Source organism: Bacillus sp. FDAARGOS_1420, assembly GCF_019344915.1.
GTDB lineage: Bacteria > Bacillota > Bacilli > Bacillales > Bacillaceae_G > Bacillus_A > Bacillus_A mycoides.
On the sequence record NZ_JAHWJB010000005.1, the window covers coordinates 306309 to 332362 of the forward strand.

At 33.2% G+C, this 26054-nt stretch carries 22 protein-coding genes and 7 pseudogenes; 9 read left to right on the forward strand and 20 right to left on the reverse strand.

Features of this window, described 5'->3' with window-relative positions; genetic code table 11:
• Positions 1-45: 45 nt before the first annotated feature.
• Positions 46-240 (reverse strand): annotated as a pseudogene (locus tag I6L50_RS35530) (sulfotransferase family 2 domain-containing protein); the annotation flags it as partial.
• 292 nt (positions 241-532) lie between these two features.
• Here I6L50_RS35530 and I6L50_RS33935 point away from each other — a divergent pair.
• Complete coding sequence (locus I6L50_RS33935; protein ID WP_219304388.1) at positions 533-2041, forward strand: BglG family transcription antiterminator; 1509 nt, start codon at positions 533-535, stop codon at positions 2039-2041.
• Between the two features lie 124 nt (positions 2042-2165).
• Here I6L50_RS33935 and I6L50_RS33940 read toward each other — a convergent pair whose 3' ends face one another.
• Entirely contained in the window at positions 2166-2690 is a 525-nt protein-coding gene (locus I6L50_RS33940; RefSeq protein ID WP_219304392.1) for a hypothetical protein, read from the reverse strand.
• Positions 2691-3608: 918 nt separating this feature from the next.
• On the opposite strand from I6L50_RS33940, the gene I6L50_RS33945 reads away from it, so the two are divergent.
• The 3 genes from I6L50_RS33945 (at position 3609) to I6L50_RS33955 (ending at position 7093) form a co-directional block, all read left to right on the forward strand.
• Positions 3609-3800 carry a hypothetical protein gene (locus tag I6L50_RS33945; protein ID WP_219304394.1) on the forward strand — a complete coding sequence of 64 codons (192 nt, stop codon included), beginning with the start codon at positions 3609-3611 and terminating at the stop codon, positions 3798-3800.
• Between the two features lie 399 nt (positions 3801-4199).
• Positions 4200-5554, forward strand: a protein-coding gene (locus I6L50_RS33950) for an IS3 family transposase (protein ID WP_374108454.1) whose coding sequence is annotated in 2 segments (ribosomal slippage) — positions 4200-4653 and positions 4653-5554 — 1356 coding nt in all. Because the reading frame shifts where the segments join, the coding sequence is not laid out codon by codon here.
• Between the two features lie 87 nt (positions 5555-5641).
• Positions 5642-7093 (forward strand): IS1182 family transposase, encoded by a 1452-nt coding sequence (locus I6L50_RS33955; protein ID WP_219304398.1) that lies wholly within the window; start codon positions 5642-5644, stop codon positions 7091-7093.
• Between the two features lie 410 nt (positions 7094-7503).
• Here I6L50_RS33955 and I6L50_RS33960 read toward each other — a convergent pair.
• Positions 7504-7888: pseudogene (locus I6L50_RS33960) on the reverse strand (RNA-guided endonuclease InsQ/TnpB family protein); the annotation flags it as partial.
• A 75-nt stretch (positions 7889-7963) separates the two neighbouring features.
• A pseudogene (locus I6L50_RS33965) lies at positions 7964-8193 on the reverse strand (head maturation protease, ClpP-related); the annotation flags it as partial.
• A gap of 1570 nt (positions 8194-9763) precedes the next feature.
• Between I6L50_RS33965 and I6L50_RS33970 the strand changes: the two are divergent.
• Positions 9764-11194 carry an AcpB/EbpR/MafR family transcriptional regulator gene (locus I6L50_RS33970; RefSeq protein ID WP_219304400.1) on the forward strand — a complete coding sequence of 477 codons (1431 nt, stop codon included), beginning with the start codon at positions 9764-9766 and terminating at the stop codon, positions 11192-11194.
• A 578-nt stretch (positions 11195-11772) separates the two neighbouring features.
• On the opposite strand, the gene I6L50_RS33975 is transcribed toward I6L50_RS33970, so the two are convergent.
• The 4 genes from I6L50_RS33975 to I6L50_RS33990 all read right to left on the reverse strand — a co-directional run bounded on the left by I6L50_RS33975 (position 11773) and on the right by I6L50_RS33990 (position 13829).
• Entirely contained in the window at positions 11773-12168 is a 396-nt protein-coding gene (locus I6L50_RS33975) for a hypothetical protein (RefSeq protein WP_257475500.1), read from the reverse strand.
• Positions 12169-12257: 89 nt separating this feature from the next.
• Positions 12258-12425 (reverse strand): helix-turn-helix domain-containing protein, encoded by a 168-nt coding sequence (locus tag I6L50_RS35765; RefSeq protein ID WP_307897095.1) that lies wholly within the window; start codon positions 12423-12425, stop codon positions 12258-12260.
• Between the two features lie 833 nt (positions 12426-13258).
• Positions 13259-13537 carry a hypothetical protein gene (locus tag I6L50_RS33985; RefSeq protein ID WP_219304402.1) on the reverse strand — a complete coding sequence of 93 codons (279 nt, stop codon included), beginning with the start codon at positions 13535-13537 and terminating at the stop codon, positions 13259-13261.
• 16 nt (positions 13538-13553) lie between these two features.
• The gene (locus I6L50_RS33990; RefSeq protein ID WP_219304404.1) at positions 13554-13829 is read right to left on the reverse strand and encodes a hypothetical protein; all 276 of its coding nucleotides are present in this window, start codon (positions 13827-13829) and stop codon (positions 13554-13556) included.
• Between the two features lie 1109 nt (positions 13830-14938).
• Here I6L50_RS33990 and I6L50_RS33995 point away from each other — a divergent pair.
• The 3 genes and pseudogenes from I6L50_RS33995 to I6L50_RS34005 form a co-directional block, all read left to right on the forward strand.
• Positions 14939-15409: a transposase family protein gene (locus I6L50_RS33995; protein WP_219304093.1), complete on the forward strand. Its 471-nt coding sequence runs from the start codon at positions 14939-14941 to the stop codon at positions 15407-15409.
• A 34-nt stretch (positions 15410-15443) separates the two neighbouring features.
• The gene (locus tag I6L50_RS34000; protein ID WP_257475502.1) at positions 15444-16496 is read left to right on the forward strand and encodes a transposase; all 1053 of its coding nucleotides are present in this window, start codon (positions 15444-15446) and stop codon (positions 16494-16496) included.
• Between the two features lie 88 nt (positions 16497-16584).
• Positions 16585-17379 (forward strand): annotated as a pseudogene (locus I6L50_RS34005) (Tn3 family transposase); the annotation flags it as partial.
• A gap of 14 nt (positions 17380-17393) precedes the next feature.
• Here the strand turns inward: I6L50_RS34005 and I6L50_RS34010 are convergent.
• From I6L50_RS34010 to I6L50_RS34030, 5 genes and pseudogenes are all read right to left on the reverse strand, one after another.
• Positions 17394-18188, reverse strand: coding sequence for an ATP-binding protein (locus I6L50_RS34010; protein ID WP_307897097.1), 795 nt, complete (start codon positions 18186-18188; stop codon positions 17394-17396).
• The gene (locus I6L50_RS34015) at positions 18142-19002 is read right to left on the reverse strand and encodes a DnaD domain protein (protein WP_219304406.1); all 861 of its coding nucleotides are present in this window, start codon (positions 19000-19002) and stop codon (positions 18142-18144) included. Before I6L50_RS34015 ends, I6L50_RS34010 begins: the two co-directional genes overlap by 47 nt.
• A gap of 175 nt (positions 19003-19177) precedes the next feature.
• Positions 19178-19991, reverse strand: a pseudogene (gene recT, locus I6L50_RS34020) (recombination protein RecT).
• Positions 19992-20020: 29 nt separating this feature from the next.
• A complete protein-coding gene (locus I6L50_RS34025) occupies positions 20021-20947 on the reverse strand; it encodes a YqaJ viral recombinase family nuclease (protein ID WP_219304408.1) in 927 nt (308 codons plus the stop codon).
• 78 nt (positions 20948-21025) lie between these two features.
• A complete protein-coding gene (locus tag I6L50_RS34030) occupies positions 21026-21208 on the reverse strand; it encodes a hypothetical protein (RefSeq protein WP_219304410.1) in 183 nt (60 codons plus the stop codon).
• Positions 21209-21278: 70 nt separating this feature from the next.
• Here I6L50_RS34030 and I6L50_RS34035 point away from each other — a divergent pair, with 70 nt between their 5' ends.
• Positions 21279-21488: a hypothetical protein gene (locus I6L50_RS34035; protein ID WP_219304412.1), complete on the forward strand. Its 210-nt coding sequence runs from the start codon at positions 21279-21281 to the stop codon at positions 21486-21488.
• On the opposite strand, the gene I6L50_RS34040 is transcribed toward I6L50_RS34035, so the two are convergent.
• The 7 genes and pseudogenes from I6L50_RS34040 to I6L50_RS34070 form a co-directional block, all read right to left on the reverse strand.
• Positions 21478-21660: a hypothetical protein gene (locus I6L50_RS34040; RefSeq protein ID WP_219304414.1), complete on the reverse strand. Its 183-nt coding sequence runs from the start codon at positions 21658-21660 to the stop codon at positions 21478-21480. The two genes, I6L50_RS34035 and I6L50_RS34040, sit on opposite strands and share 11 nt — an antisense overlap.
• 485 nt (positions 21661-22145) lie before the next feature.
• Positions 22146-22526 (reverse strand): HNH endonuclease, encoded by a 381-nt coding sequence (locus tag I6L50_RS35770; protein WP_219304745.1) that lies wholly within the window; start codon positions 22524-22526, stop codon positions 22146-22148.
• Positions 22527-22670: 144 nt separating this feature from the next.
• A pseudogene (locus I6L50_RS34050) lies at positions 22671-22961 on the reverse strand (RNA-guided endonuclease TnpB family protein); the annotation flags it as partial.
• Between the two features lie 306 nt (positions 22962-23267).
• The gene (locus tag I6L50_RS34055; RefSeq protein ID WP_219304416.1) at positions 23268-23792 is read right to left on the reverse strand and encodes a hypothetical protein; all 525 of its coding nucleotides are present in this window, start codon (positions 23790-23792) and stop codon (positions 23268-23270) included.
• Between the two features lie 22 nt (positions 23793-23814).
• Complete coding sequence (locus I6L50_RS34060; RefSeq protein WP_307897098.1) at positions 23815-24600, reverse strand: papain-like cysteine protease family protein; 786 nt, start codon at positions 24598-24600, stop codon at positions 23815-23817.
• Positions 24601-25025: 425 nt separating this feature from the next.
• Positions 25026-25570: pseudogene (locus tag I6L50_RS34065) on the reverse strand (site-specific integrase).
• Positions 25570-26052, reverse strand: a complete 483-nt coding sequence (locus tag I6L50_RS34070) for an ArpU family phage packaging/lysis transcriptional regulator (protein WP_078204473.1) — start codon at positions 26050-26052, stop codon at positions 25570-25572. The pseudogene I6L50_RS34065 and the gene I6L50_RS34070 overlap by 1 nt, the downstream one beginning before the upstream one ends.
• Positions 26053-26054: the final 2 nt, after the last annotated feature.

A 26054-nucleotide genomic window follows, 5' to 3' on the forward strand; every position in this document is an offset into this window, starting at 1 on the left:
CAATATATACGAAGTGCGAAATTATTGGAAGTATACAAAAGCTTACATAGTCTCAGTATCATAAAAACTCTGATATGTAGGCAACCTAGGGAATGACGGATCTGTAATGTCAGCTTCAGCGTAGTTTCCCTTATGAATTATCTTAGATGCATGATAATGTCATGATTTCGTTAAAGTGTCTAGTGGGACCGTCTGTAGGTTATATTTGGTTTCTATTTTCGAGATTTCATTAGGGAAATTAGGATGAAAATGAGGGGCACGTGCTCCATTTCGATATATATCTTCCAAATTACGAACGTACACTCTGGGTTAATTCATATCTCACCTACTTACACGCATCCGCATGTTCCTTGAGGAAAAAATCTGCTTGACTAAAGTGATAAAGCCTTATAAATAAAAATCACAAAAAGTGATTGCAACAATCACTTTTTGTGATTTTTATTTATATCAAAAGTTTTATATAATACTTCTACAAATTAGAAAATACTATATTTTCTAATTTACTAAAATAAAAGTCCAGGAGGTGACAATGATGCCGTTAAAAATTTATAATGAATGTATTGATATACATATTAGAAGAAAAGAAGAAATATTAGAATTTTTATCTCAAGAAGATAGATGGTATCATTTATTAGAAATTAAAAATAGTTTAAATTGGTCTAGTAATACCTTAAGAAAAGATATAAGCATTTTACAAGATTTCCTACCAAGCACCTGGGAAATCCAGATGAAAAAAGGATTCGGAGTCCGTTTAAAAAAACCTACAAATTCTACAATTGAAGACATTATATACAACATTAGAAATCAATCCAGTTTTTTTAAAATATTTCGTTACATATTAAACCATAAAAATGTGACGCTTTCATCATTGTCAAATGAATTTAATATTTCTTACTACACTATTAAATGTACGTTAAATAAAATTGAAACATTTATACAACAATATAATTTATATTTAACCAAGCGCCCCTTACAGATTAAAGGAGAAGAATGGTTAATTCGAAGATGCACTGTTGATATATATTTAAATATATATGGACAAAACTGGCCTTTCAGTTATTATGAGAAAAATCGAATTCATTACTTTATTGAACTGTTTGAAAAAACATGGAATATTACTTTTTTCCAAAATGATAAACATTTGCTATCTTGTATATTAGCGATAACTGTGTCTAGAATTAAAACCAATAATCCTATCTATATTGATTCAAGAGATTACAGTATATTAAGAGATACATTATACTATACAACTTGTGAAAAAATTATATCTCCTCTTGAAAAGGAAACAAATATTTTGTTCTCTACTGATGAAATAATATATTTTACCATCCATTTAATAGGTGCAAAATATTGGGGTGAAAATCATAATCTCTCTAAAAGTATTACATTAAATCAAATATCAAAACAATTTATTCATTTAAATAAAAGCATAAATTATTTCTTATCTAATCTAGAAGGGGCCTTACAGATTCCCCTACTTCAAAATGAAGAATTAATTAATCATATTACAAAGTGTATACAAAGAGTATTCTACTTAAGCAAAATACAATCATTAAATAAGTTCACACCCTCTTTAGAAAATAGTTTATATGAAACAAATACTTACTATATAAAGAATAATTTCCCTAATACATTTTTACAAGTAAAAGACGAATATAAATTATTGTTTAATGAATATAATTTTAATATTCCTGAAGAAGAAGTCGCGATAATCAGTCTATTGATAGAATCCGTAAGAGGATATGCAGAACAGAAACCTCTCAAATTATTATTATATGTTTCTACCGATTCAGGAATACTTTTCTACTTAAAATCATGGTTGGATAAATATTTTCCTTTTCAATTTGAAATTATTATTTTTACACAACCCTTATCATGTTTAAATAAATTTATAGAAGACAATCATATTGCACTAGTTGTTACGAATACAAGTCTCCCTATTCAAAAATCAATACCTGTTATTAAAATTTTCAATTTACCTACTAAACGCGATTATAGATGTATAACACGATTTATTGAAAATGGTAAACTAAGTATATAAAGTTATGCAAAAAAGGTTGTATTCCAATATCTAAAATACAGCCTTTTTCGCAACTTAATAAACATATTAAGTTTATATCAACTTTTCGCAATAAAGGTAATACATCCTAACAAATCCTAAAAAACTAATGAGCGATCTTCTTGTTTATCTTTCCCTTAACCGCTAATATATTCTTAATACACTTCATTGTTTCATTTCTATATTCCTCGTTTGTCCAGTGCTTTGATTTGGCTAATAATTTAATTTGAATCATCTCTTCTACTATTGAAAGTAACAATTTCTCTATATAAATAGTCTTTAATTCTATAGATTCCAACTCTATTCTAGTCTTAGATAAATCTTTAATTACTTGCGGTAAAGATTCCCCTTGCCGATATCCATTAAAAAACCCTACACTCCAATTTAACTCTAATACCCAATCTACCCATTTAGAAGTTGTAAGATACTCCTCAATAGAGCAAGAACCTATCAAAAATTTAAAAAGTATATCTTTTATTAACGGATCGATGTCTTCCAAAATTTTTTGTATTATACTTTTTTTTTCAATAATATTAGTGAATATATATTTACATTCATTAAATACCTGAACTTTTCTCTCTTCTTGTTCTCTCATTTCCATGAATAGTAAATAAGAATGATCGATTTCCACAAATTTCCCTCTCTTCAATTTAGTATTTTTATATATACAATAACTAAGATGCAAACTGCAATTATCTTTCTTTGATAATACGCTTTGTTGTAATGTCTGAATTGTTCACACATAAGGTATGCTTTTATTTTCATCTGATCCTAGTTAAATATCAGTTTTAGTCTTGTTCTTAATACGAATATATTTATATCGTAATACATTCCTCAAACTGCCACTACTTTGGCTGGATAACAACAGCCGATTAGTAATCCTTAATTTTCTAACCATCAATTATGAGTAACCTTAGAATTATTTATTTTTTATTTCACAAAAGTATTTATTTTTAAACTATAAAATACAAATTCTATCTTTTAATAAACTATTCCTCAAAAACTCCCAACATTTTATATTAGAAGGAATAAATTTTTATCCATATACTAAGACAAACTCCTTAATAAATACGAAGTTTGTCTTAAAAGTAATGCACCCAGAGTAATAGTCATGCTAATAAATGTAACCACGATAGGTTTAAGAATTAAACTCAATAATTTCATTTTCCTTCTTTAAAAATACAAGAAAAGAAAAATTACAAATTACCCTAGTTGAGACTTTTTGTTCTTTATTTAGGGGGTAACTCTCACGTTACAAAATAGTCCCAATAACCCACTTGAAATACTACTGCTTTCCAATTAAAATTATTGAGCATTTCTCACTTAACGCATTCTATATCCTCTAAATTTATAAATAAATTCTAAGGTGCACTACTTTATATTTTATTCATTTCCCACCCATAATTAAATCAAAATAATGTCTCGAAAAAAGACAATAATAACATTGATTTTTATTTAATCTTAATATAAAAATCGAGTAATGAATTTTCTGGTGATTTATTTGTTTTAGCCAAGAAGAATCCTTTCTCAAGGAACGTAAAGTAAGTAGGTGGGAGATGGAGAAAGATGGTTCTACCTAAGCCCTGACAATGGCATTAAAAATTCTAAAAGCAAATCATTTGCCGAAGGACCAATGGCAAAAGGCACCAAACTTACTCTTCACGAACAAGAGAAAATGGGCGAAAAAACTGGACCGTTGGCAGGTTATAAATTCGATAAAGATGGTGTATGGGTAAAGTAAGCAGAAATTACAGGTTCTGTTAACATTTCCTGCAGGAAAAATGACGACAAACTTTCTCAATGCTACTACAATTGATGATTGTAGTAGCATTTTTCTGTAAAAAGATTTGTATACCCATACCCCGTTATCCAACTTTTTATTTTACTACCTTATTACTTAACCCTACTAAAAATAATATCCATATTGGAGGCGGTAGCTTGCTATATGATTTTTACATCCTCATACTAGAAATCAATTTCATATACTATGGCTTCTTCACACGAATTTTTTTGCTTTGTGAGATTAGGTTTCGGGGTCATTTTTAGTGTAACCGTCATGCTATTACCTGACATTTCGGAATTAATGAACTGCACCTCCAATTGTTAGACACAGTCTAACAATTGGAGGTGCAGTTTTTCTATGGCCAAATTTACAGCTGATGAAAAAATACAAATCGTTCTACGTTATTTGAACGGAAATGAAAGTTATCGAGAAATGGGTAGATCGCTCGGTATAAGTGACACAATCATTTTGAATTGGGTAAACCAATATAAACAGAATGGTCTGGAAGCTTTTCTAAAACGATGTACAAATTACACACAACAATTTAAACTAGACGTACTAAACTTTATGATTGAAAACGGCATGTCCTTATTTGAGACGGCAGCTATCTTTAATATTCCTGCCCCTTCAACGATTTCTGTTTGGAAAAAACAGCTCGAAACACAAGGAATTGATGCCCTTCAATCTAAGAAAAAGGGGCGTCCATCCATGAAAAAAGATTCAAATAAACAAGTAAAACAACCTTTAGCTGAAGGGTCAGTCGAAGCACTTGAAGCATGCATTAAACAGCTTGAGATGGAAAATGAGTACTTAAAAAAGTTAAATGCCTTAGTTCAAAACAAGGAAAAATCACAAAACAAGACAAAGCGCAAGTAGTCTATGAATTAAGGCATAAATATTCGGTGAAGGCACTCGTGGAGCTAGCTACTATTCCTCGAAGCACATATTATGATTTAGTAAAGAAAATGAATCGTCCAGATGTAGATGCCGATTTGAAAGCGGAGATTAAAGCGATTTATGAGGAAAATGAAGGTCGTTATGGTTACCGTCGCATTCGTGATGAATTAACGAATCGTGGCCAGAAAGTGAACCACAAGAAGGTTCAGCGCATTATGAAAGAGCTTGGGGTAAAGTGTGTTGTGCGTATGAAGAAATATAAATCCTATAAAGGAAAAGTCGGTAGAATTGCACCTAATATTTTAGAGCGTAATTTTCATACAGATGCACCGAATCAAAAGTGGGTTACAGACATCACAGAGTTTAAATTGTTTGGAGAAAAACTGTATGTATCACCTGTATTAGATTTGTATAATGGTGAAATTATTACCTATACAATTGGTTCTAGACCGACGTATTCGCTTGTTTCAGACATGTTAGAGAAAGCATTGGAACGTTTACCTGAAACCCACCAGCTACTGATGCATTCGGATCAAGGATGGCATTATCAAATGAGACAGTACGTCCGTACACTTGAATCAAGAGCTATCGTCCAGAGTATGTCTCGAAAAGGCAACTGTTACGACAACGCAGTAATAGAAAATTTCTTTGGGATTATGAAGTCGGAGTTCCTCTACATAAAAGAATTTGAAAATGTAGAGCACTTTAAAATAGAATTAGAAAAATTTCTAGATTATTATAATACGAAACGGATTAAGGCAAAATTAAAAATGAGCCCGGTACAATACGAGGCCACTGAAAAAGTGGCTGTTTAGTAAAAAAGGTATATTTCTTCATAATCTGAGGAACGTATACCTTTTTTGCTGTATACTTAGCGTATCAATCTAAGACGGGTGAATCGAATGATACAAAATCAACAATCGATGGTTTTCAGTTCCTATATGGATATTTATGATTTAGTGGTTCCAAAGGATAATTTTTTACGCAAAATTAACGATTTAATCGACTTTTCTTTTGTTTATGAAGAACTTAAAGATAAATATTATCATGATAATGGCCGAAATGCTATTGACCCTATTCGTATGTTCAAATATTTATTGTTAAAGACTATCTATGATTTATCTGATGTCGACATCGTTGACCGTTCTAAATATGATATGTCTTTTAAGTATTTTCTTCATATGGCTCCGGAGGAGCATGTAATCGAGCCAAGCTCTTTAACTAAATTTCGGAAACTTCGTTTGGAAGATGTGACCCTTTTGGACATATTAATCAATAAAACCGTTGAAATTGCCATTGAGAATAAAATCATCAAAAGTAACTCTATTATTGTTGATTCGACTCATACAAAAGCTCGGTACAATCAGAAGTCACCTAAAGACATTCTAATGGATCGCTCTAAAAAATTGAGAAAAGTGGTTTATAAGATAGATGAAAACATGAAAAATAAATTCCCGACTAAAAACGCAACAGATACCCTTGAAGATGAAATCCACTATTGCCAAAAACTGATTGAAGTGATTGAAAAGGAAAACACACTTTCTCAGTATCCAAAAATAAAGGAAGGTGTGAACCTTTTAAAAGAAACAGTTACCGATGATATTGAACATTTACAAATATCAAAAGATCACGATGCAAAAGTTGGACATAAAACTACGGATTCTTCATTCTTCGGATACAAAACACATATCGCTATGAGCGAGGAACGGATTATCACAGCTGTCACAATCACCTCCGGTGAAAAGAATGATGGCAAGCAATTAGACACTCTCATTGAAAAAAGTATCGAAGCAGGTATTCAAGTTGAGGCTGTTATTGGTGATGCAGCCTATTCGGGAAAAGGAAATATTGAATATGCAAATGAAAAAAGTTTAAAATTAGTAGCCAAATTAAACCCTTCTGTGACACAAGGTTCTCGTAAAAAAGAAGATGAATTTGAATTTAACAAAGATGCTGGAATGTATGTGTGTAAGGCGGGTCACATGGCCATAAGAAAGGCTCGGCAAGGTAAGAAAACCGTAAACACTAATCAAACTGACACATACTATTTTGATGTAGAAAAATGTAAACACTGTCCATTCCGAGAAGGTTGCTATAAAAAAGGTGCTAAAAGTAAGAGTTATTCTGTAACTATTAAATCTAATGAACATACAGAACAAGCCAAATTTCAAGAAACCGACTATTTTAAGGAGAAATCCAAAGAACGTTATAAAATAGAGGCTAAAAATAGCGAATTAAAACACAGACACGGGTATGATGTTGCGAAATCCTCGGGTCTCATTGGCATGGAATTGCAAGGGGCTCTGACTATTTTTACAGTGAATTTAAAAAGAATATTGAAATTAATGAATTAAAATAAGGAAATGACAGCCTTAATTCACGCAAAAAACGAGTCTATAATTCACATTCTGAGTTATAGACTCGTTTTTTTACATCATTCTTAAGCTTTACAAAAATCCGAAGGATTTTCAGTGGCCTCGTACAATACCGGACTCACTTTTATCAAGCTGCCTAATGAAATAACCGTGTCTAACTTTTAGGGGTCACTTCATTTTTTGTATTTCACATACACATAGGCTTCGTTTGATGTTACATAATATGTGCACCCTTTCGAATTGTGCACTGTGAACTACCCGCCACTTAACGTCCTAACGGACTGTTTGAAGTGGAGGCTTCTCGGTTAGTCGTTACTTTTGATAGCTAACGAATTCGTCCTAAGACAGCCGAGCTAACCCCCTTGTTCCAAGGGTTATTTAATTGCTATCTACGCTAACGCTAATAGGCGTATTGCTTCATTTTTGATATTGATAGCTGCGGTTATAGTCTCTATCGAGATTTACACCGCATGCACAAGAGTATACTCGCTCAGACAATGACATATTTTTCACATTCCCACAACTGCTACATGCTTTTGTGGAAGGAAACCATTTGTCTATTTTCACAAGCTGTTTTCCTTATTCATTTAGTTTATAAGCTAAGAAAGAAGTGAACATACCCCAACCATTATCAGCGACACTTTTTCCAAAATGAAGTACTTGTGACATTCCTTTCATATTTAGACCTTCAATAGCTACAACATCAAAATGAGTAGCTAACTCTTTAGACTTATGATGAAGGAAGTTCTTACGTTGGTTCGGTACTCTTTCATGTGCTCCTATACCGCCTCTGTATGGTGTTTTTGGTAAATTCGGTATTCCCTCCTTGTTTTGGCACAAAAAATAGACCTATAGTTCTAACAGGTCCAGTGCATTTTTAATTGTTCATTCAGGTCTTTCTTAGGAATAGAAGGCGCTTTTACTACTATCTTACTTGGTGTTTTTTGATATTTATCAAAGTAATCACTCATAAATGCTGCAACTTCTTTTACTTCCACAACTTCAATATTGAAGTACTTTTCAGTTTCTTCACCACTTAACCAAGTCTCGCCATCTACTAATTGTTGAATTTCTTCCATATTTTCTTATAATTATCTAAACGTTTTTCTAAGTATTTTAAATCCAGCTTTATACAAACAATGTGACCAAGTAAAGTGAAGATAACTATTCATCATCCCCTTCACCTCACTAATTCAAATAAAGATTTTGTTTATAAACTGCACATAAATTATGAACATACATACAATAATCATGGTCATTTTATTTCAATACTGTTTTGGTCATAGAGCGCCTTAAAAAGCGTTCTTTTTATTTAATTGTACATTTGATTCCTTTGCATACAGTATTATTACAAGGAACTCCACAGGTTGCTCTGGTCCAGTTACCTTGAATTTCTTGCAAACCTTGCGGGAAGAATCCGTTTATGTCAAACGGGTTCTTTTATTTATTATGAACGCCTTATCGCTAGATAATTTAGATGAGATTATTCGCTTAATCCATGCCGACATATAAAGAATTAAGGCTCTTTTGTAAAAAAGATGAATGGGAATGCTATAAAGACACCGATCAATATTTTAAAAAACAGATTATGTCAGACGGGACAATTAAACATACTAAGGTTAGTAAAAGCACTGGGGACATTAAGCATCATTTATGGAGAAAAATTTAAAAGCAACAGCTTCAAGTTTCATTAGAATATCTCAATAATCATATTGAAAAAAGAGTCACTGCAAGTGACTCTTTTTTTACAAAAATAATATTAAATTATATTGTTTATTTACCCTGGATTTATTATGTACATATTTTTCTCTATAGACGTTTAGATATTCCTTAATAATATCTAACAAAAAAACAAACAATTATATCCTCGATTTTTTTATATAGACATTATAATTAAGAAAATATTCTTGCTATAGTATTTCTTAATTTCATCTGACCATTTGCTTCATTGACAAAATCCAAGTAAGGCATACAATGTTAAAAATTCACTCATAAAAATCTGATTACAATTTTAAAATTTCCATGCAACATTTCAAGTTGCTTCTATTTCTGTAAGAGCCCATTTATTTTTGTGCTCTACTTACTTAGAACTAACTAAAAATTTTATATAAATATTTTATAACCCAAAAAGGTACATGTTTAATGCATTTTTCACCCTTAAGTAACTTCTATCACTTCCATTATAATTCGAACAAATTACTGTAATTCCTCCTTTTTACTCTTCTCTCAGACACGAGAATTATATATTTTTTAATAATAGATATACTACTTTGCATTAGATTTCCTCACTCTGCTAAACGTATAGCAAAAAGATGATTCTTTAAGCGAAATATAGCAAGGTCACTCATTTATTATTTTTATAACAGTTTTTGTCCGTCAAACAGACAATTTCGTCATTGCTTTGATTGAATCTTTTTAATTAAACTCAAGCTTCCAAATTAAATTAGTGTAAACAATAAATTCCATACTAATTTGAACCCAATATACTTAGATACAGTTCCTCCCTTGCCTTAAAGTGCACTTTATACCTTACAATAATTTTGCACTCAACATACTTATAATATTACTAACAAAATATCTTAATCTGGAGGTGAAATTAATTTATTGATTATTTTGACATTTAGTCAAAATCAATAATTAAAGCCCATTATGCTAATTCAACGTCAATATCATATTTTAAAACACTTATTACAAGAATTTAGATGGTTTTCACTGAATGAACTAGCTTTTAAGCTTAATTGTTCTACAAAAACAATACATAGAGACTTATTATACCTTCAAAAGGTACTTCCGAGTAACTGGTGTATCATGTTCCACAAAACTAAAGGCGTGAAATTATATAAGCCTTTAAATGCATCTAATAATGAGATAGATCTATTATATTGGAAACATACTCTATTGTTTAAAACCCTAAATATTTTATTAGATACAAATGTAATATCTAATTCAATACTAGCTGAAAAATTATATATTCAGAATAAAAAGATACCTAATCTATTAAACGAGGTTACATGTTACTTAAAGCAATACAATATAATCTTGAAAAAATCCCCATTGAGACTTTCGGGAAACAATGTAGATATTCTCCTTATGTATTATGATTTATATATGAATGCATATAGCGATCAAGATTGGCCTTTTACAGAAATTAAACGCGAGTTGCTCATAGAATATTTGACAAAAGTTGAAAAAACAAAAAAAATTATATTCTATAAAGATTCTATTAAAAAGTTATCCTTTATTATTTGTTTATATTTAAAAAGGAAACACAATGGATATTCAATATTATTAAAGCATTGGCAGATTAAACAAATAAAAAAATCTAGTCGGTATAATGAATTAAAAGAAATCACTAAAAGCACATTTGAAAAACATAATATCCAATTGACATCAACAGATATTGTTATTTTTATTATTGCAATAAATTGTTCAGAGTACACATATAAAAAAGAAAATAATCCAGAACCTATTCGCAACATAGAGCCACCATCCAGTCCAATTTTAACCACATTTATACAAAAACTTGAAAAAAAATTTAAACTGGACCTTTTATGTGATATTGAATTTATAAACATATTAAACCAAATGTTGTTGCCTAAAAAACAACATTTTCTCCCTTCTAATTATTGGAGTCATTTTTCAACTATCTCACATATAAAAAAAACTCACGCAGCTATTTTTTATGCGATAAACAAAAAAATGAAATTTTTAGAAAAATCATACGAGACAACCAACTCTAGTGTTCAGCCAAATATATCAACGTTTTATGTTACTTTATTAACTATGCATATTGCGACGAAAAAAATGAAATTACAGCAAAAAAAAACTCAGATTATACTACATACAAAAGAAGGAGAGTACTGGTATAAATATTTAATAGAATTCTTTAACTTAACATTTAAACAAAATATAAATTTTATAAATGTACACTATGAAGATTTAATAAAGTTAGATACAGAATACATAGATGTATCTTGTATTATAACTGATATACCTATGGAAATTAGTCATATTCCGGTTATCTTTATTTCTACTATACCTACCAGGCGTAATTTAGAAGAAATAAGAAGATTCTTGTAATTCATGAAATTAAACCGAAATTCATAATTCAACCTTTTATAATAAAAGACCCACTGAGACAGAATAAAGAGAATGAATCCGTGATAATTGTGGATTCATTCCCCATTATTCTGTCTAAATTTAAATTTCATCGTTACTTTCATCACTTTCTCTAAAAAAAGACTTTTGTCCATTAGGTTTCACAGCGTTTAATATAATTCCATAAATGGCAGTTCGTCCACTACATTTTATTGTTTCCGACAGAAGACTCCTTCCCCAAAAATGTGAAGGTGTGAAATACCAATTTTAGGCGGGAGATGTATGTCGGGTCGCATAAGCCAACATGTTTGCTATCATTTACTTGTACAGATTGCTCTTTGAACACTGAAGATATGAGGTTGGTTGCAAAAAGCATTGCAACCGTAAAATCTTCAACGTTCTTTCGTCCCACATTTCCCGAAGTTACGAAAACCAAGCTAAAGTAGGAAGCGTGGTGAGGAAACGTACAAGATATTTTTGTTTTCACCGTAGGGACTACGGGCAGAGCCTGCTAAAATACCACTTCAAACAGTCCGTAAGGATGTTAAGTAGTGAGTAGTTCAATTCTTATTACTAGGATACATTAGATTTCCTCTTTTTTTTAACTCCCTATATAAACTACTTATATGACACCCCATTATCTTTGCGATAACCGGGTATTCTATTCCCTTTTCATATAACCAAGTTGCATATTCACATTTTTTATCCCATTTTTCTTCTTCCGTTTCCCTTAACCTTTGTCGTTTATTTAATTTCATTTCATATAATTTGTTTAATTCTTGCCCTATCTCGCATCCCTCAATACAATATTGAGGTTCTTTATCCCTATAACTACATTCTCTGCAATGTTTTTTCTGTAAATCTGAAATTCTTATTTTCCGCTCAACTAGTCTCATATATTTTCCTTTCACGAATATATTGTATGTAATTAGTCCTAAGTTATTATGACTAGTCATGAAAATACTTCTACAGTTTGTATTTCATACTTTCATTAGAATAGTAACAATCCTTTTTACTTCTTCGTTATAAATTTCATAAATTTTCATCACACCTTCATATCCATACTTTTCAGAATACCCAAATGTTGAGATTTTGTAGATTGTGGAATTCCTAATAGATTACGTAATTCAGTCACACTACAGCCACCTCGTTGAATTAATTGCTGCAATATACATAAACGAACGGGATGTCCTATTTTATTTAGTATTTCCACTTGCTTTATATATATGTAAACCTTTCATCTAATATCCTCCTAAATATTTTCTATATATTTCAATTCGATATATCCATTGTTTATATTCCACGTCTGTAATCCTTATAAACTTTTATTTTCACTAGCCTATAATTACTAGTAATTTATCCTTTACGTTGGCTAAAACTTTTACTTAACCAACCGATGATTTTCATTATCTCTATATCCTTATTCCACAATAAAAATATAAATGTGTATTTATTAGCGCGATGAAGAAATTACAACATTATTATTTTTCTGTTAATTTATTTTTCCACTATTCCCTACACTTTCCAATAATGATTTTGTCTACAATTAAGACAAATAACACCTGTTTTTATGTGTAGTTTTATTTCACATAGATTCTATTAAACATTTATTTTTACAATAATTAAAGTGTTCAATCTATAACGTAATCCTAATAAATTGATCCCTCTTCATCTATATCCCATCTGTATTTTATAGAATGCAGTGCAATAAAAAAACACAAATTAAAACAGCAGTTTGAGTGAATAACTCTCATACTGCTGTTTTAATTATTACATTAATATTTTACCATAATATTCCTTGTTTTATATACAGGTATTTTCTCTTGCCGTGATAATAATGTCAATCACCGGTATATAGCTTGTCATTATTATCACAGTAACACATTTTCAATAGATTGTAAGAAAACATTGACAACTATATTAGACTCTCTCTTTATAATTTTCACTTCATTGTTTCGAATTAATTGTGCTTTATTCGCCAAAAACACCTCTATAATTCACTTCAAAATTAGAATGTATGCTTTTCACACAATAATTATGACTAATTTATTTTGCAATAAAACGCCATAATGTTTCTTCTTGTATATTATCCTTTCTAGCATCCAACCATGATTTGGAATTGGTGTTTTTATATGACAGGTACTTATTGTTATATAAATTTCGGAATGTAAAACAATTATTTTTTTTCGGTACATTAATATTTTCAGAATATGAATTAGGAATCCAAACTTGTGTATCTTTGGGTAGTTTAGGCGCGCCTGCAACCGTACCTAATTGTACACCATGATATGTAGGATTATATCCAAACATATCTAATCCATTCACTGGGGGACTATCAGCCCTAATAATCGTCCAATCTCCCACTTGGACTTGGGCTGCTTTCATGCTGAAGCAAAACAAAATCTTCACCTAACCAAGGTTCATAAGCAATACCACGCCCATTAAATAAATAAGGTTCCACATAATATGATTTATTGTATTCAATAGGATTTCCATCTATATCTGATAAATAATTTGCAGTTTCTGCATTTACTGTAATAGAATTAAAACCAAACATTACAATTACAAAAGTAAAAATAAATTGATATATTTTCAATATAGCATTTATAAAAATCACCTCCATGCACTAATGTATTTACAACAAAAACACCACAATTTTCAGCGAATAATTATTTAAAAAGGCATTTGTTAAATGCACATTTTCAATGGACTAATTGAATTTGTACAACAACTAGCTATTTTGCTATGTCAATAAATGTTTCATTAATAATATTATTGTAATTTTTTAATCGTAACCCTGCAAATCTCGCAATGTCTTCTACTAACATCTGATTTTATGTATTCCACGATTAATTGCATTTTACATTGATTAATCACTTCTTAGTTTTCATGTTAAATGCCTTTTCCTTTCTTAAATGTGTATAACATAAAACAAATCCTATGAATAAAAATACATTATTGACTTCCTATAAGACAAAATTAAGAACTTCGTATCTCTTATGCACCTTAATTGAGGAATCGTCTTTATCCTCAACTCCTAAAAATCATATATGCAACAAATCATTATAAAGAAAAGTAGAAACTGGATTGATTCAAATTGGAAGCAAAAAATATTACTTCAACCCTGAAAAAACAGACAAATAGTAACTGGTAAGGTGACAACTGATAAAGGTGAAACCTATTACTTCAATCCTCAAAAAGGAAATCACCAAGGACAAATGCAAACTGGATGGTTAGAAAATCCAAAGAAAGAGGGTGAGTGGTACTATATGGAAAAGTAGCAAGAGATTATAAAGTCACTCATACATTTTGAAACGATGACCATATCGTTCGACCTGTAGGCAGCATGCTACACGATGAATACTTAGAGAAGCAAGACTCAGGAGACGGTTACAGGTATTACTTCGATAAGGACGGTAAAAATACGAAGAGATATAATTAATTGGGATTGTGTCAAGAAAACGAATACTCTTATTTAAGAAGTACTCGTTTTTTTCTGTAATGTAAAGTTTCTTATGCCCTTCTATCATTAATAATGCATTTCACGTGTGTCTTCTTTATCCTATCCATCATTTTTTCTAAATTACTATCATATTAATTAGTCATACTCAAAATATATTCAGTATTGAATGTTTTGTGCAAGCAGCGATTGGTTCTTACGAACTTTTGGGGAGTTGTTTTTGTAATCACTACATTGATATAATAAAAGAAAAGGAGTTGAAAATCATGCGTGAAATTTCGTGGTCAGCGCCGGGTACTTTTCTCATACTGAAAGACATCTACCAAATGGAAGATCATTTACGCTTAACGATAGAAAGCACACAACGCTCACACTCTTGTCCAACATGTCACTATAGATCTTCTCGACCCCACAGTCGCTATACTCGTCTCATACAAGATCTTCCTCTTTCAGACAAACCCATCAAATTATTACTTCTTTCACGCAAATGGTTTTGCGATTCTCTTACTTGTCCAGTTAAAGTATTTACAGAGCGTTATGATTGGCTGGCTTCTAATGGTCGCCGAACCATTAGAGCAGAAGAAGTATTACGAAAAATAGCTTTTTCAACAAGCTGTCTAGCTGGAGAAAAGGTTGCACAAGCCATGTACCTACCGGTTACCCATGATGTATTATTAGCTATTATTCATAAAACAAATATTGAAGTTGAGGTATCTCCCTTTTGTCGGAATAGATGATTTTGCTTTTCGAAAAGGACGTACCTATGGTTCTTTGATTTGTGATTTACAGAGTCATAGGCCACTTGCTCTATTACCAAACCGAGAATCTGAACAAGTAACTCAATGGCTGAAAATATATCCTCATATTGAAGTCGTCAGTCGTGATGGTTTTACAGGATTTCGTCAAGCAATATCTGATGCCAATTCTTCTATTTTACAGGTATATGACAGGTGGCATTTTATTCGAAATGCCAAGAAACAATTAGAAAAAATACTTACCACTTCGGTTCCTTCTACTATTTCTTGGTCTTCCAAACTTCCTATCCAACCTGTAGAAAAGATGACAAAAGCAGAGAAAGAGAAAGAAATTCGTCAGAATAGAAAATGGGAGTTAATCCAACGTATTAAGCAAGCCCATCGGGCTGGAAAATCTATGTGTACGCTCGCTAAAGAATATAAACTTAGCTGGAAAACAATTCGAAAATACATTCAAATGAATGGCCCGCCGTCATCTGATCGATACAAAAAAAATCTAGTACGAGGGTTTGATAATTTGATTATTCAGTTGGAAAATAAAAGTCATACCCTTAAAGAAATTAATCAATTGATTCGTCTGGAAGGCTATTCCGGAACTTTTTCAGCAGTACGTACAGTTGTAGAAACATTACGCCGTAATCGAAAACAAGGTCATCGCCAAAATCCTGTTTATCATGTCTCTCGTCAGCAACTCATCCGCTGGTTTTGGATTCATCCGGAGCAATTAACTAAGAAAGAAAAACAAGACCTTGTACAATGTTTTTCTAAATATCCGGAAATACGTCCGCTTTATCAAATGGTGCAACATTATCGAGAAAGCGTAAAACAATCTAATTATAAACAGTTTTTAAATTGGCTCAAACAGCAACTATCCCATAAGCAACAGCCTTTTTATCATTACGCTCGTCGCTTACGAAGTGATTTACAAGCAATTAAACATGCATTTTTACTTCCATACAGCAATGGTGTTTTAGAAGGACAAGTCAATCGCTTAAAAACAATTAAACGTATGGTATATGGAAGAGCAAGCTTACATGTATTGACCAAACGAGCCCTGTATAGATTGTGAATTATTATGTCAAAAAAATTAAGTGCATTAATATATTTCTAAGTCGTAAGCACTCCCCAAAAGTTCGTAAGAACCAATCGCTGCTTGCACAAAACAAGAAGCACCACATATTATTGATGGGCTACTGTATCATGAAACAGATTTGCAAATTGAAGAACATTACACAGATGCCGCGGGTTTTGTTGATCATATATTTGGAATGTGTCATATGTTAGGATTTCGCTTTTCACCAAGAATTATAACGATTGATCATCATAAAATATATACATTATCTACTCCAACAATATATGAACATGTTAATTTCATGGTTGGCGGAACGATTCAGGTAAAGAAAATACGAGAAAATTGGGGTGAAATATTACGTTTAGTTAGCTCTGTATGACAAGGGACAGTTACAGCTTCCCTAATTTTAAAAAAATTTTCATCTTATCCTAGACAGAATAGTTTATCTATAGCACTTCGTGAGATTGGCCGGATAGAACGAAGTTTATATATGTTAAAATGGATACAAGATCCTGAACATAGAAGAAAAGTTCAGGTTGAGTTAAATAAAAGCGAAAGTAAAAACTCTTTGGCTAGAGCTGTATTTTTTAATCCATTAGGAGAAATTCGTGATCGATCCTATGAAGATCAATTACATCGTGCAAGTGGACTTCAACTCATTATTTCTGCGATTGTAACCTGGAATTCTATCTATATCTCTCGTGCAATTGAAACGTTACGGAATAATAGTATTCATATTCCAGAGAAATATATTCAGCACATCTCTCCATTAGATTGGGAACATATCGCACTTACAGGAGATTATATTTGGAATTTAAATCAAAAATTGAATTTTGAAAACTTACGGTCACTACGAAAAAATAGAATAAAGCAGAAATAAAAACACAGGGAAAATCATTTTCTCTGTGTTTTTATTTCACAACAATATGTAAAAATCTTCCTTAACGTACAATTTTCTTTTTTCGGTCGTGTGACCCCTAACGTCTCGTCATCTTCATTTGAACTATACAGAATCGGTAAATTATGACGATATCGATAATCAATGATCTGGTAGTACAAATTTTCTTTTGCTTCTGACCATTTTGATTTTCCTAAGTCATCCCACACTAGAACTTCTACTTGCTTTGCAGAATGTAATAAGCGATTGAATTCTTTTTTGTCATCGTTCATCATCTTTGCTGCAATGAGGTCATCCATGAACGTCCCGTCCGAAATCAGTAATACGCTATATCCTTGCTTCATGAGATATTTTGCTGCAGCCACTTGCAAATGTGTTTTTCCAAGACCAAAACTGTTATGTTCCCGCTTTGCCTGTGCCCGTTTGGATGGTTCTAACTGTTTAATGCGGAGCTCACCAAACGTTGCGATAAAGCCTAAGCTATTTTGTTTCGTTCCCTTGATTTCTTCAAAATTACGCAAATATTTTACGATGGTTTCATACAACACTTTTTGGTTTTCTGTCTTTTGTTTGTAAGAATCAAATCTCGCTTGTGTAAACTCTTCTGGAATCATTGTATTCTTCAACCTTCGTTCTATCACTCGTTGCACTTTACACGAACAATCCTTCTGCACAGATACTTTCATTCCAAATTCATTAACTTCCTCGTAAAACAGTACTTCCGTATCCTGGCATGTTGGGCACTTATACTCGTTTGATGTAACTTGGCATGTTTCGTTCTCGGCTTGCAACTTCTTCCTCATAGCTTCTGCCCGTTTGATAATTTCCGCCATTGTGTCTCCAACGTGTTGCATGTTCCCCACCGCCTTTTTGATTTTTATATGATTCATCCAGTTGCATCACATCCACCATTGTTTTGACATTACTTTTCTGCCAATTGGATAAAATACCGCTGATATATTTCCAACGCTTTACATTTTGATCAATCGCTCGATCCACAGCTTCTACCACCATTTCGCTTCCTAGCACATCACAAAACTCTCCCAAATCTTGCAAGGCTGTTTCACTTAGCGGAATATTGTTCTGCAGTACGTACTGATAACTCTTCTGAAATTCTTCGTCAATCAAGGGGTGCTTATCTACATCATCATCTTTAGTTAGATTCGTACTTGGTATATTAGTACTTAGTAAATCATTAGTATTTAGTAGTCCCCCTTTTTCCACTGTGTGGTTTTCCATACGTGTGGTTTCCCACTCGATGGTTTTACCACTAGGTGGATTTTCCAGGGGGTGGTTTTGGGTATCTATGGTTGGAACTTCATACACCACTGTTTCCCAATGTGAAATTTTCCCCGTTTCGGTATTTTGAACGGGATAACGCTTCAAGTAACCCGCTTCCTTCAGCTCTTTTACAATACTTGCAGTTATTTTTTCGCTATCTTTGGTATGTTCACTCAGTTCGGAGACATGGAACGTCCAATCATCTGGCAAAGAAAGCATATAAGCAAGCAATCCTCTGGCTCTCCAACTGAGATTAGAATCATGTAAAGGTATATTGTGTATGATTGAATAATTTGTATCTCTAGCTACTCGAAATATTCCCATCCCTTTTTTACTCCCTTCTGCAAACTGCAACGTACGATTGATTTTCTAAAATAACTTTTTTCTATATGATAGTCTGGATATCCAGTTTGTATATATCTTGCAATAGGCTGTTTCAATTCTTCTTTGGATTGTGCTCTCTCCCACAATTTCCGGGAGAGAAGCACCTTTGATTTGCTCATCCTTCAATCGGGAATTCTTGTTGTCCAGCCTCTTCTGTTGTTGACTGTTCTACATCAATTGGATCCACTTCGATAAACTCTGGTTCTTCTGTAATATCTTTTCGCACCACTTCGTCTTGCTGCGCTTGTGTCTGAACTTCAATGCTAATCAGTAAGTATTTGAACATGTACCGAACCACGGTTTTCTTCGCCATTTCTTCATAGTCGCTACTCCATGGACTATAGCTGGAATTAGCGGATGCAGAACGTTTACAGCGTTTCTCAATTTCATTTTTCGGTATAAACTCCATTTGATAGCCACCGTCTTTAAAATGAGCGACTGCATACGCTCCAATAAACGCGCCACGGTCTCCATGTGACGGCTTATGCTCCAATTTTGGATGTAATCCTAACTCATATTCAAATTCGTCATTTTCATGTACGGCATGTGCATAAATGCTTTGAATATGGCCAGACCGTCTTGCGAGGTCAATCATCAATCATTCCCTTATACCCAATGATAAATGTCGCTTCACGCTTATACGGTAAGATGTAACAGTGTCCTAGTAATCCTGGTCCCAATCCTAGCTGTACGGCTTGCATCACAGCCCCCATAAGAGAAGGAACCGCGTATTCCAGAAGCTTTGGATTTGTCCGAATCGTTGTTAAGGCAAAGCGGCTCATACGGTTCATATCCATATGCTTCGGTAATATTTCCGCCATTCTTGGCGCCATTTTCTTCATGTATGCTTCGACTGTTTGTTCCAGTGTAATTGGCGCACTTTCTTTTCGATTTGTTAACTGGTTTTTCAACTTTTCATTTGTAGCCATATTTAATCCACTCCCTATTTTTTATTTCACTAAATTTTTTTTGATATAATTTCATTTGCATATTCTTTATATAAATCAGGATGTTCTGTTTTGAATCGTTTGCTATCAAAGCGATTACTTGTATAGGGCTTCCAATGAATGGTGTAATTCTCCGTTGTCCCTTTCTCATGGGAGCCTAATTTCACTTTCAGCTTGTTCTCATACTCTGCCTTTTGTTCTTGTAGCACCTTGATTTCTCTCTCTACTTGGTCCCTCGCTTCGATGAGTAGCTCTTCTTGCTTCCCTAGGCTGATAGAACTGTCCTCAATAGATTCTGGATACTTTTGCTTCAGCAACTGCGTAGATGCCTCTGAACCGTCAAACATAGGTGGCTCGTCCTTTTCGACGTGATTCAGCCAAAAGTCCCGTTCCATATTAACGAGATATTGGATGATATCCTCATCACGCTCAATCTTCTTATACACAAATTTGTTACCACCAATTAATACGGCAATCCACCATGCTTCATAGCCTGTCACAGCCATACAGTGCTGACACTGAAGAAGGTAAGCGACCGGTATTTCCTCACCTTCCCAGTTCTTTTTCAAATATTCTGAAGCTGTTTTACATTCAAGACCCACTCGTTCTCCTACAATGAGCCTGTCCACGTTTGCAAGCATCCAAGGATACTCTGGGTGCTGTGGAATGGCATTTTGGCGCTGTACCTTTAAACCTGTACGTTTGGCAAACTCCTGGGCAACTACTTCTTCTAATACATTCCCAAAATAAGCGGCTTCACTTTGTATATCTTCTCGCTCGATAGCTTGTGTTTTCTCAAGAAACACCTGTACTTGCGACTTCCATTTACTTAAGCCAGCAATGGCTGCCACATCTGAACCGCCTAGTCCTTGCTTACGTGCTTCTAACCATGCCCTACGATCCATATGTAATGTATTTGCCAACACCTTTGCCTGCATGTTTCTTTCACTCACCTTCTATGGTATACTGGCCTCACCTTAAATTTTTCTTGAGAACTCATTCCCGTGAGTTCTTTTTTATTCTCCTGCCACAAACCGTGTGCCATGTCTCTCTAAAAATTTCTCGCAAATGAAGTTTCCTTCAAACATGTAATACGTCATACCGAAGTACAATTCACCATCACAATCGCTACAATAGTGTTCGAAATTCTCTCGAGAAGAATCGTGTTGGTTACCTATAATGATTGGGTTTTCTAACATACAAATCACCTCCTCCAACACATGTAGGATTTTTCTCCTTTTTGTCGAATGTAGTAGACAGAAGGACCCTATGAATGATGAAATGCAAATTGCTAAAGAATTAACTCTTGCTGTTTTGGATAAACTAAATGTTCCAAATAGCAAAAAAGCTAACTCTCAGCTTGAAAAAAGAGGAGAATCTAATAAAATTCTGGCTTTAGAAGTTAATAAGTTATACACAGAAATCTATAAAGGTGTTATTGCAGCCAGAGATTCATCCGGTGAAGAAATTAAATCTTAAAAGCTTTATACAATTCAGACGTTGCCATAACAATATCTGAAAGTCTTTTTAATTCATCCGCAGAGGAATCTCTACATACAGATTGAATCCATTCCGTTAGCTCTAAAATCGTTTTCCCTACAGCCTCTGCTACCGCAGGGGCTGTTACTTGATTCTCTTGATTATTCTTCATTTTCATTCTCCTTTTCCATTTCTGATTTAATATCATTTACACAGCCATCCCAAACACCCTAAACAGGTTTGCTCCTTACGAATTTTCAGGCTTTTATGTTCATGAAATATAGACATTACCACCATCTATTTTCTATAAAACTTTAATTTCTTAAAACTGCACACAATTTCATATACTATGGCTTCTTCACAAGAATCCCTTCGCTTTTTGGGTTCAGTTCATTTTTTCTTTTTCATGGTGGAGGGGCTATATTTTTTTGTCTATTTTCAAGACAAATCCAGTCGTTTTTTTATAAAAATACAATGATATAGTTATATTTGTAACGTACAAGACGCTTTGCACGTTACTTTTCAGATACTTTCCCTAATAAAGTATTTTGTAGGTCCTGACTCATTTCAGGGCCTCTTCCTATTTAGCTAGAGTGATATACTTGTGTGCTTCCTCAACCTTATCCGTGCTGTTATGTACATCTCTTTTTTTCTAAATTATTTTCTGTTTTTCTTCTCACCTTCTTTTGTTTTCTTATTGTGGTGAGCGTAACACAGGGTTTGTAAATCGGCGGGTTCTAACCGTCTTGACCAGTCCACAAGCAAGGGAATGATATGATCGACTACATCATCACCTACCTTAATGATGTCATTGCTTCGACATTGAACACATAAGCCATGATTTCTACGATAAATAAGCTCGCGCATCTCTCTCCATTGTTTGGAGTTATAGAATGAACGCGAGCTTTTGTTTCGTATGTATTTATCATAGTATCTTGTGTTCTCCTGCACTTTATCTTGATGCTTACTACAATACTTATCTCGTGTTAGTTCATTGCAACCTAGCGACTTATACTGCTTGAATGGTTTACTTGGCATGTGTGCTATTATACCATTGCATTTAGAACAACGTTTACCAGCACCGGTTACTATATCTATTGTTGATTCATAACCGCAATTAAAACAGTCGCACTTCATCTGGTTTCTATTCTTCCATTTTTGAACTACCCCCACTTTCACTTCGCTTAGAAGCCTTATCGCTTCATTCTTTAGATTGATACTTGCGTTACTACCTCTATCATGATGTGTAAGGCAAGAAGGGCAATCCCATTTGCGTAGGTTTAGATTTTTAACGTCTTTGTTTTGATATCCACAACAAGAACATAATTGGCTGGAAGCAAATGTTTTTGATACAACAAGGACTTGTTTGCCGTACCATTTTGCCTTATATTCCAACATGGTTCGAAACTGTGACCATGATACCTCACTAATTGCTTTTGCTAACTTATGATTCTTTAACATATTCGATACTTGCTGAAGTTTTATTCTTCTTCCAATCACTTAATGCTGCTACATTTATCTGCACCAACATTATTAAGTAACTGGAAGAAGAGCGAAAGCTCCTCCTAATAACGGTATCATTCAATCATTACCATCTGCTGGTTTCGGATTTTATGTGCCGTCATTACGAACCGTTTAGAATTTTAGAAACAACATATTGAGTCGTGTTTTCCGCCACTACTCACAATATAAATATAACATGATAATTCCAAAACAACCGGCACATTTCCTGCCAAAAAGCTGTAAAATTTCTGCCAATTATTTTTTTATGGTCCCCTTCTATACTTCGCTAAACATTTCAATCCTTTTTTTCATTTGCTTTACAACCTCATACATAGTTAGTTTTTGATTAGCTGGTAAATCCAACACATGGGATGCTCCTCGACTCAAATACATATCTTCTCCCCCAAGATGAAAAACTTTTAATAGCCCTTGTCCTTCAAATTCAATATAGGAAATTTCTTTTATCTGTACATTTTCGTGTTGAATAAGTTGATACATTTGATACAAATCTTTACTACGATTTTCTCCTCCCATACATATGGTTTTTGTATGATTTGCAACAATCAATCCCTTCGGTATTTCTCCATCCATCATAAACCATAATCTTTCATCAGAAATGGATAGAATGCTTAACATATTATCAAAGTCTACATTTACTATATATTGAGAAGGCTTTAATTTATAAATTGAAAGGAAAAATGAAGAAAGCGAAAGGGAAACAAGCTCATGTAGCTGATTATTACTTTGATAATCAGCTAGCGCTATCATTTCAGGAAGCATCTTTGGTTGAAACTGTGTCATATGTTCAATCTCCTTTCATCCACTAATTTTCTCGGATATTATATATGGTTTCTTCCCACCAAAACGTACTATTATTATCAAATACATCAAAGTTATAATTGTAATGATCTCCATACCAAGGATCCATATACGTAATATAATTTGTTCCATTTGTTCCCTTGTAATAACCATCCAATACAAAAAAATGTCCTATATTCCCTCCGCTTTTCCACATAACAAGAACAATTACAGGTTGACTACTATTAATTTGCGTTTGAAACCAACCGTATGATTGAGAGCTTGCATATACATACGAATTCACTCCAAATCCTGACAAACCATACTGTATTTCCCTAGAAGTAGCAGGGTTATTATATAAGCCTCCTTTTACATATTGAACAAAAGCCTCCTGCCCTACTATTTTTCCTATATAATTAAGCACAGACGTAGCGGCCCCGCCCCAACACCAGTTGGATTTTTTTTGTAAAACATCCGGTACAGCTAAATTATTTTTTACAGTCTGATTAGGTGGATTTCCATTTATATATGCTGATGCAACAAATACTTTTTTGCTATTTGTATAAAAATAAAACCAACAATTGTCCCACATTCCTGTCCAATAATCTTGTACCGCTTCACCAATTTCCCACCCCTTAAACGTAACCGAAGTATTTTTAGGAAGTACGTCCACAATATCAGCTTGTAGACTTTTTCCTTCTCTCACATTTACATTCAGCGGTGCTGTCACTCCTACGAATTCAATTTCATCTTGGGCATCTTTTGGATTCGTCTTTCCCTTTCTTGCAAAGAGAGCTGAAACAAATTCCATTCCCTTTTGTAACAAGTTCTTCATTCTCTCCCCCCTTTCTTTTATAGTGCATGGTATACAACTGTTACGATTTGTATCGTATTTCAAAATCGTTTCCATATCCCTTATGAAAATTCACTACACATAATTGATCTCATTTATACCATATGCTTGTCCCAGCTAAAGTGTTCTTCCTCACATAATTGTTTAAAACGAAAAATACTCTCAAAAATATCCATACATTCATTTTTCCCCCTTATTTTTCATCTAACTCAGATAAACTACTCCCAACAGTATATAATTAAATTACCCCTATCTTATATTGTGTGTAACTGAGTCTATCACTGAATCCCTTGCTATCATTGATTTCATTTAACTTTCTCTTTTGAGTTACACAGTACGAAATTTATGAGTAACTGTATACATTTAAAAAGAAAAAGCAATGATTAGATTTTAAACCTAGTCATTGCTTGATCCATTGCATCTTGATTTACACCTATATAACGTAACGTGACCTTCTCTGACGAATGATTGAATATCTCCATAAGTGTAATGCTATGTTTTTCGTTTGCATGTACATATGGTACCCGTACGTCTTTCTTAGCGTATGTGTTCCGATTTCATCTAAACCAAACTCTGCTGCGGCTATACTTAATATCTTATATGCCATGCTACGACCAATAGGACGATTCTTTCCTTGTCTACTTTGCAATAAGTACTCATTATCTTCTCTTCCTTCAATAAACCATTTAAGTTCTCTTTTCAGTGCTGCAGTAATTTGTATTCGTTTCTGTTTCCCTGTTTTCTTTTCCCTCATAGAGATATGACTCCCTTTAACATCGCCTACCTTCAATTTCAAAATGTCCGAGATTCTTAGGCCTGTATTGATTCCCATAATGAAGAGAATGTAATTACGTAAGCTCTTTTCCTTAAAATAGTCTTTCAGCTGCTGTATTTCTTCTGGATCACGTATTGGCTGAACAAAATTCATTATTCATTACCTCCGGTCTCTTCTGTCTCGTAAACTTCTAATCTAAGAGCAAAAGCAAGTTTATAAAACACTCTAGCCTTAACGCGTCGATAAGTACGCTCACTCATGCCAATCTCGTTATAAACCATATAATCACATACATCTTCATCTTCTAAATAACGCTTAATGATGATGTTTCTTTGATCCTTTCCTGCACGCCCATTGCCCAAGCGACTAAGGAACTGATCAATACGAAATGACGTTTTCTTAATCCACTCTTCTCGTTCACTTTGTTGTATATTAGCCATCGCTACATCTTCTAATGGATTTCCTACATCATTTGTAGGTCCGTGATATCTAATTTCATAAGAAGGAGTGACTTTCATTTCTTCACGCATCATTCCAAACTGTCTATATAAACGTACATTTTCGAGAACACCTTCTAATTTTTTCTGCGTTGCCGTTCTATCGATTTTCGGTAAGAAAGATAATTGTTTAGTCATGT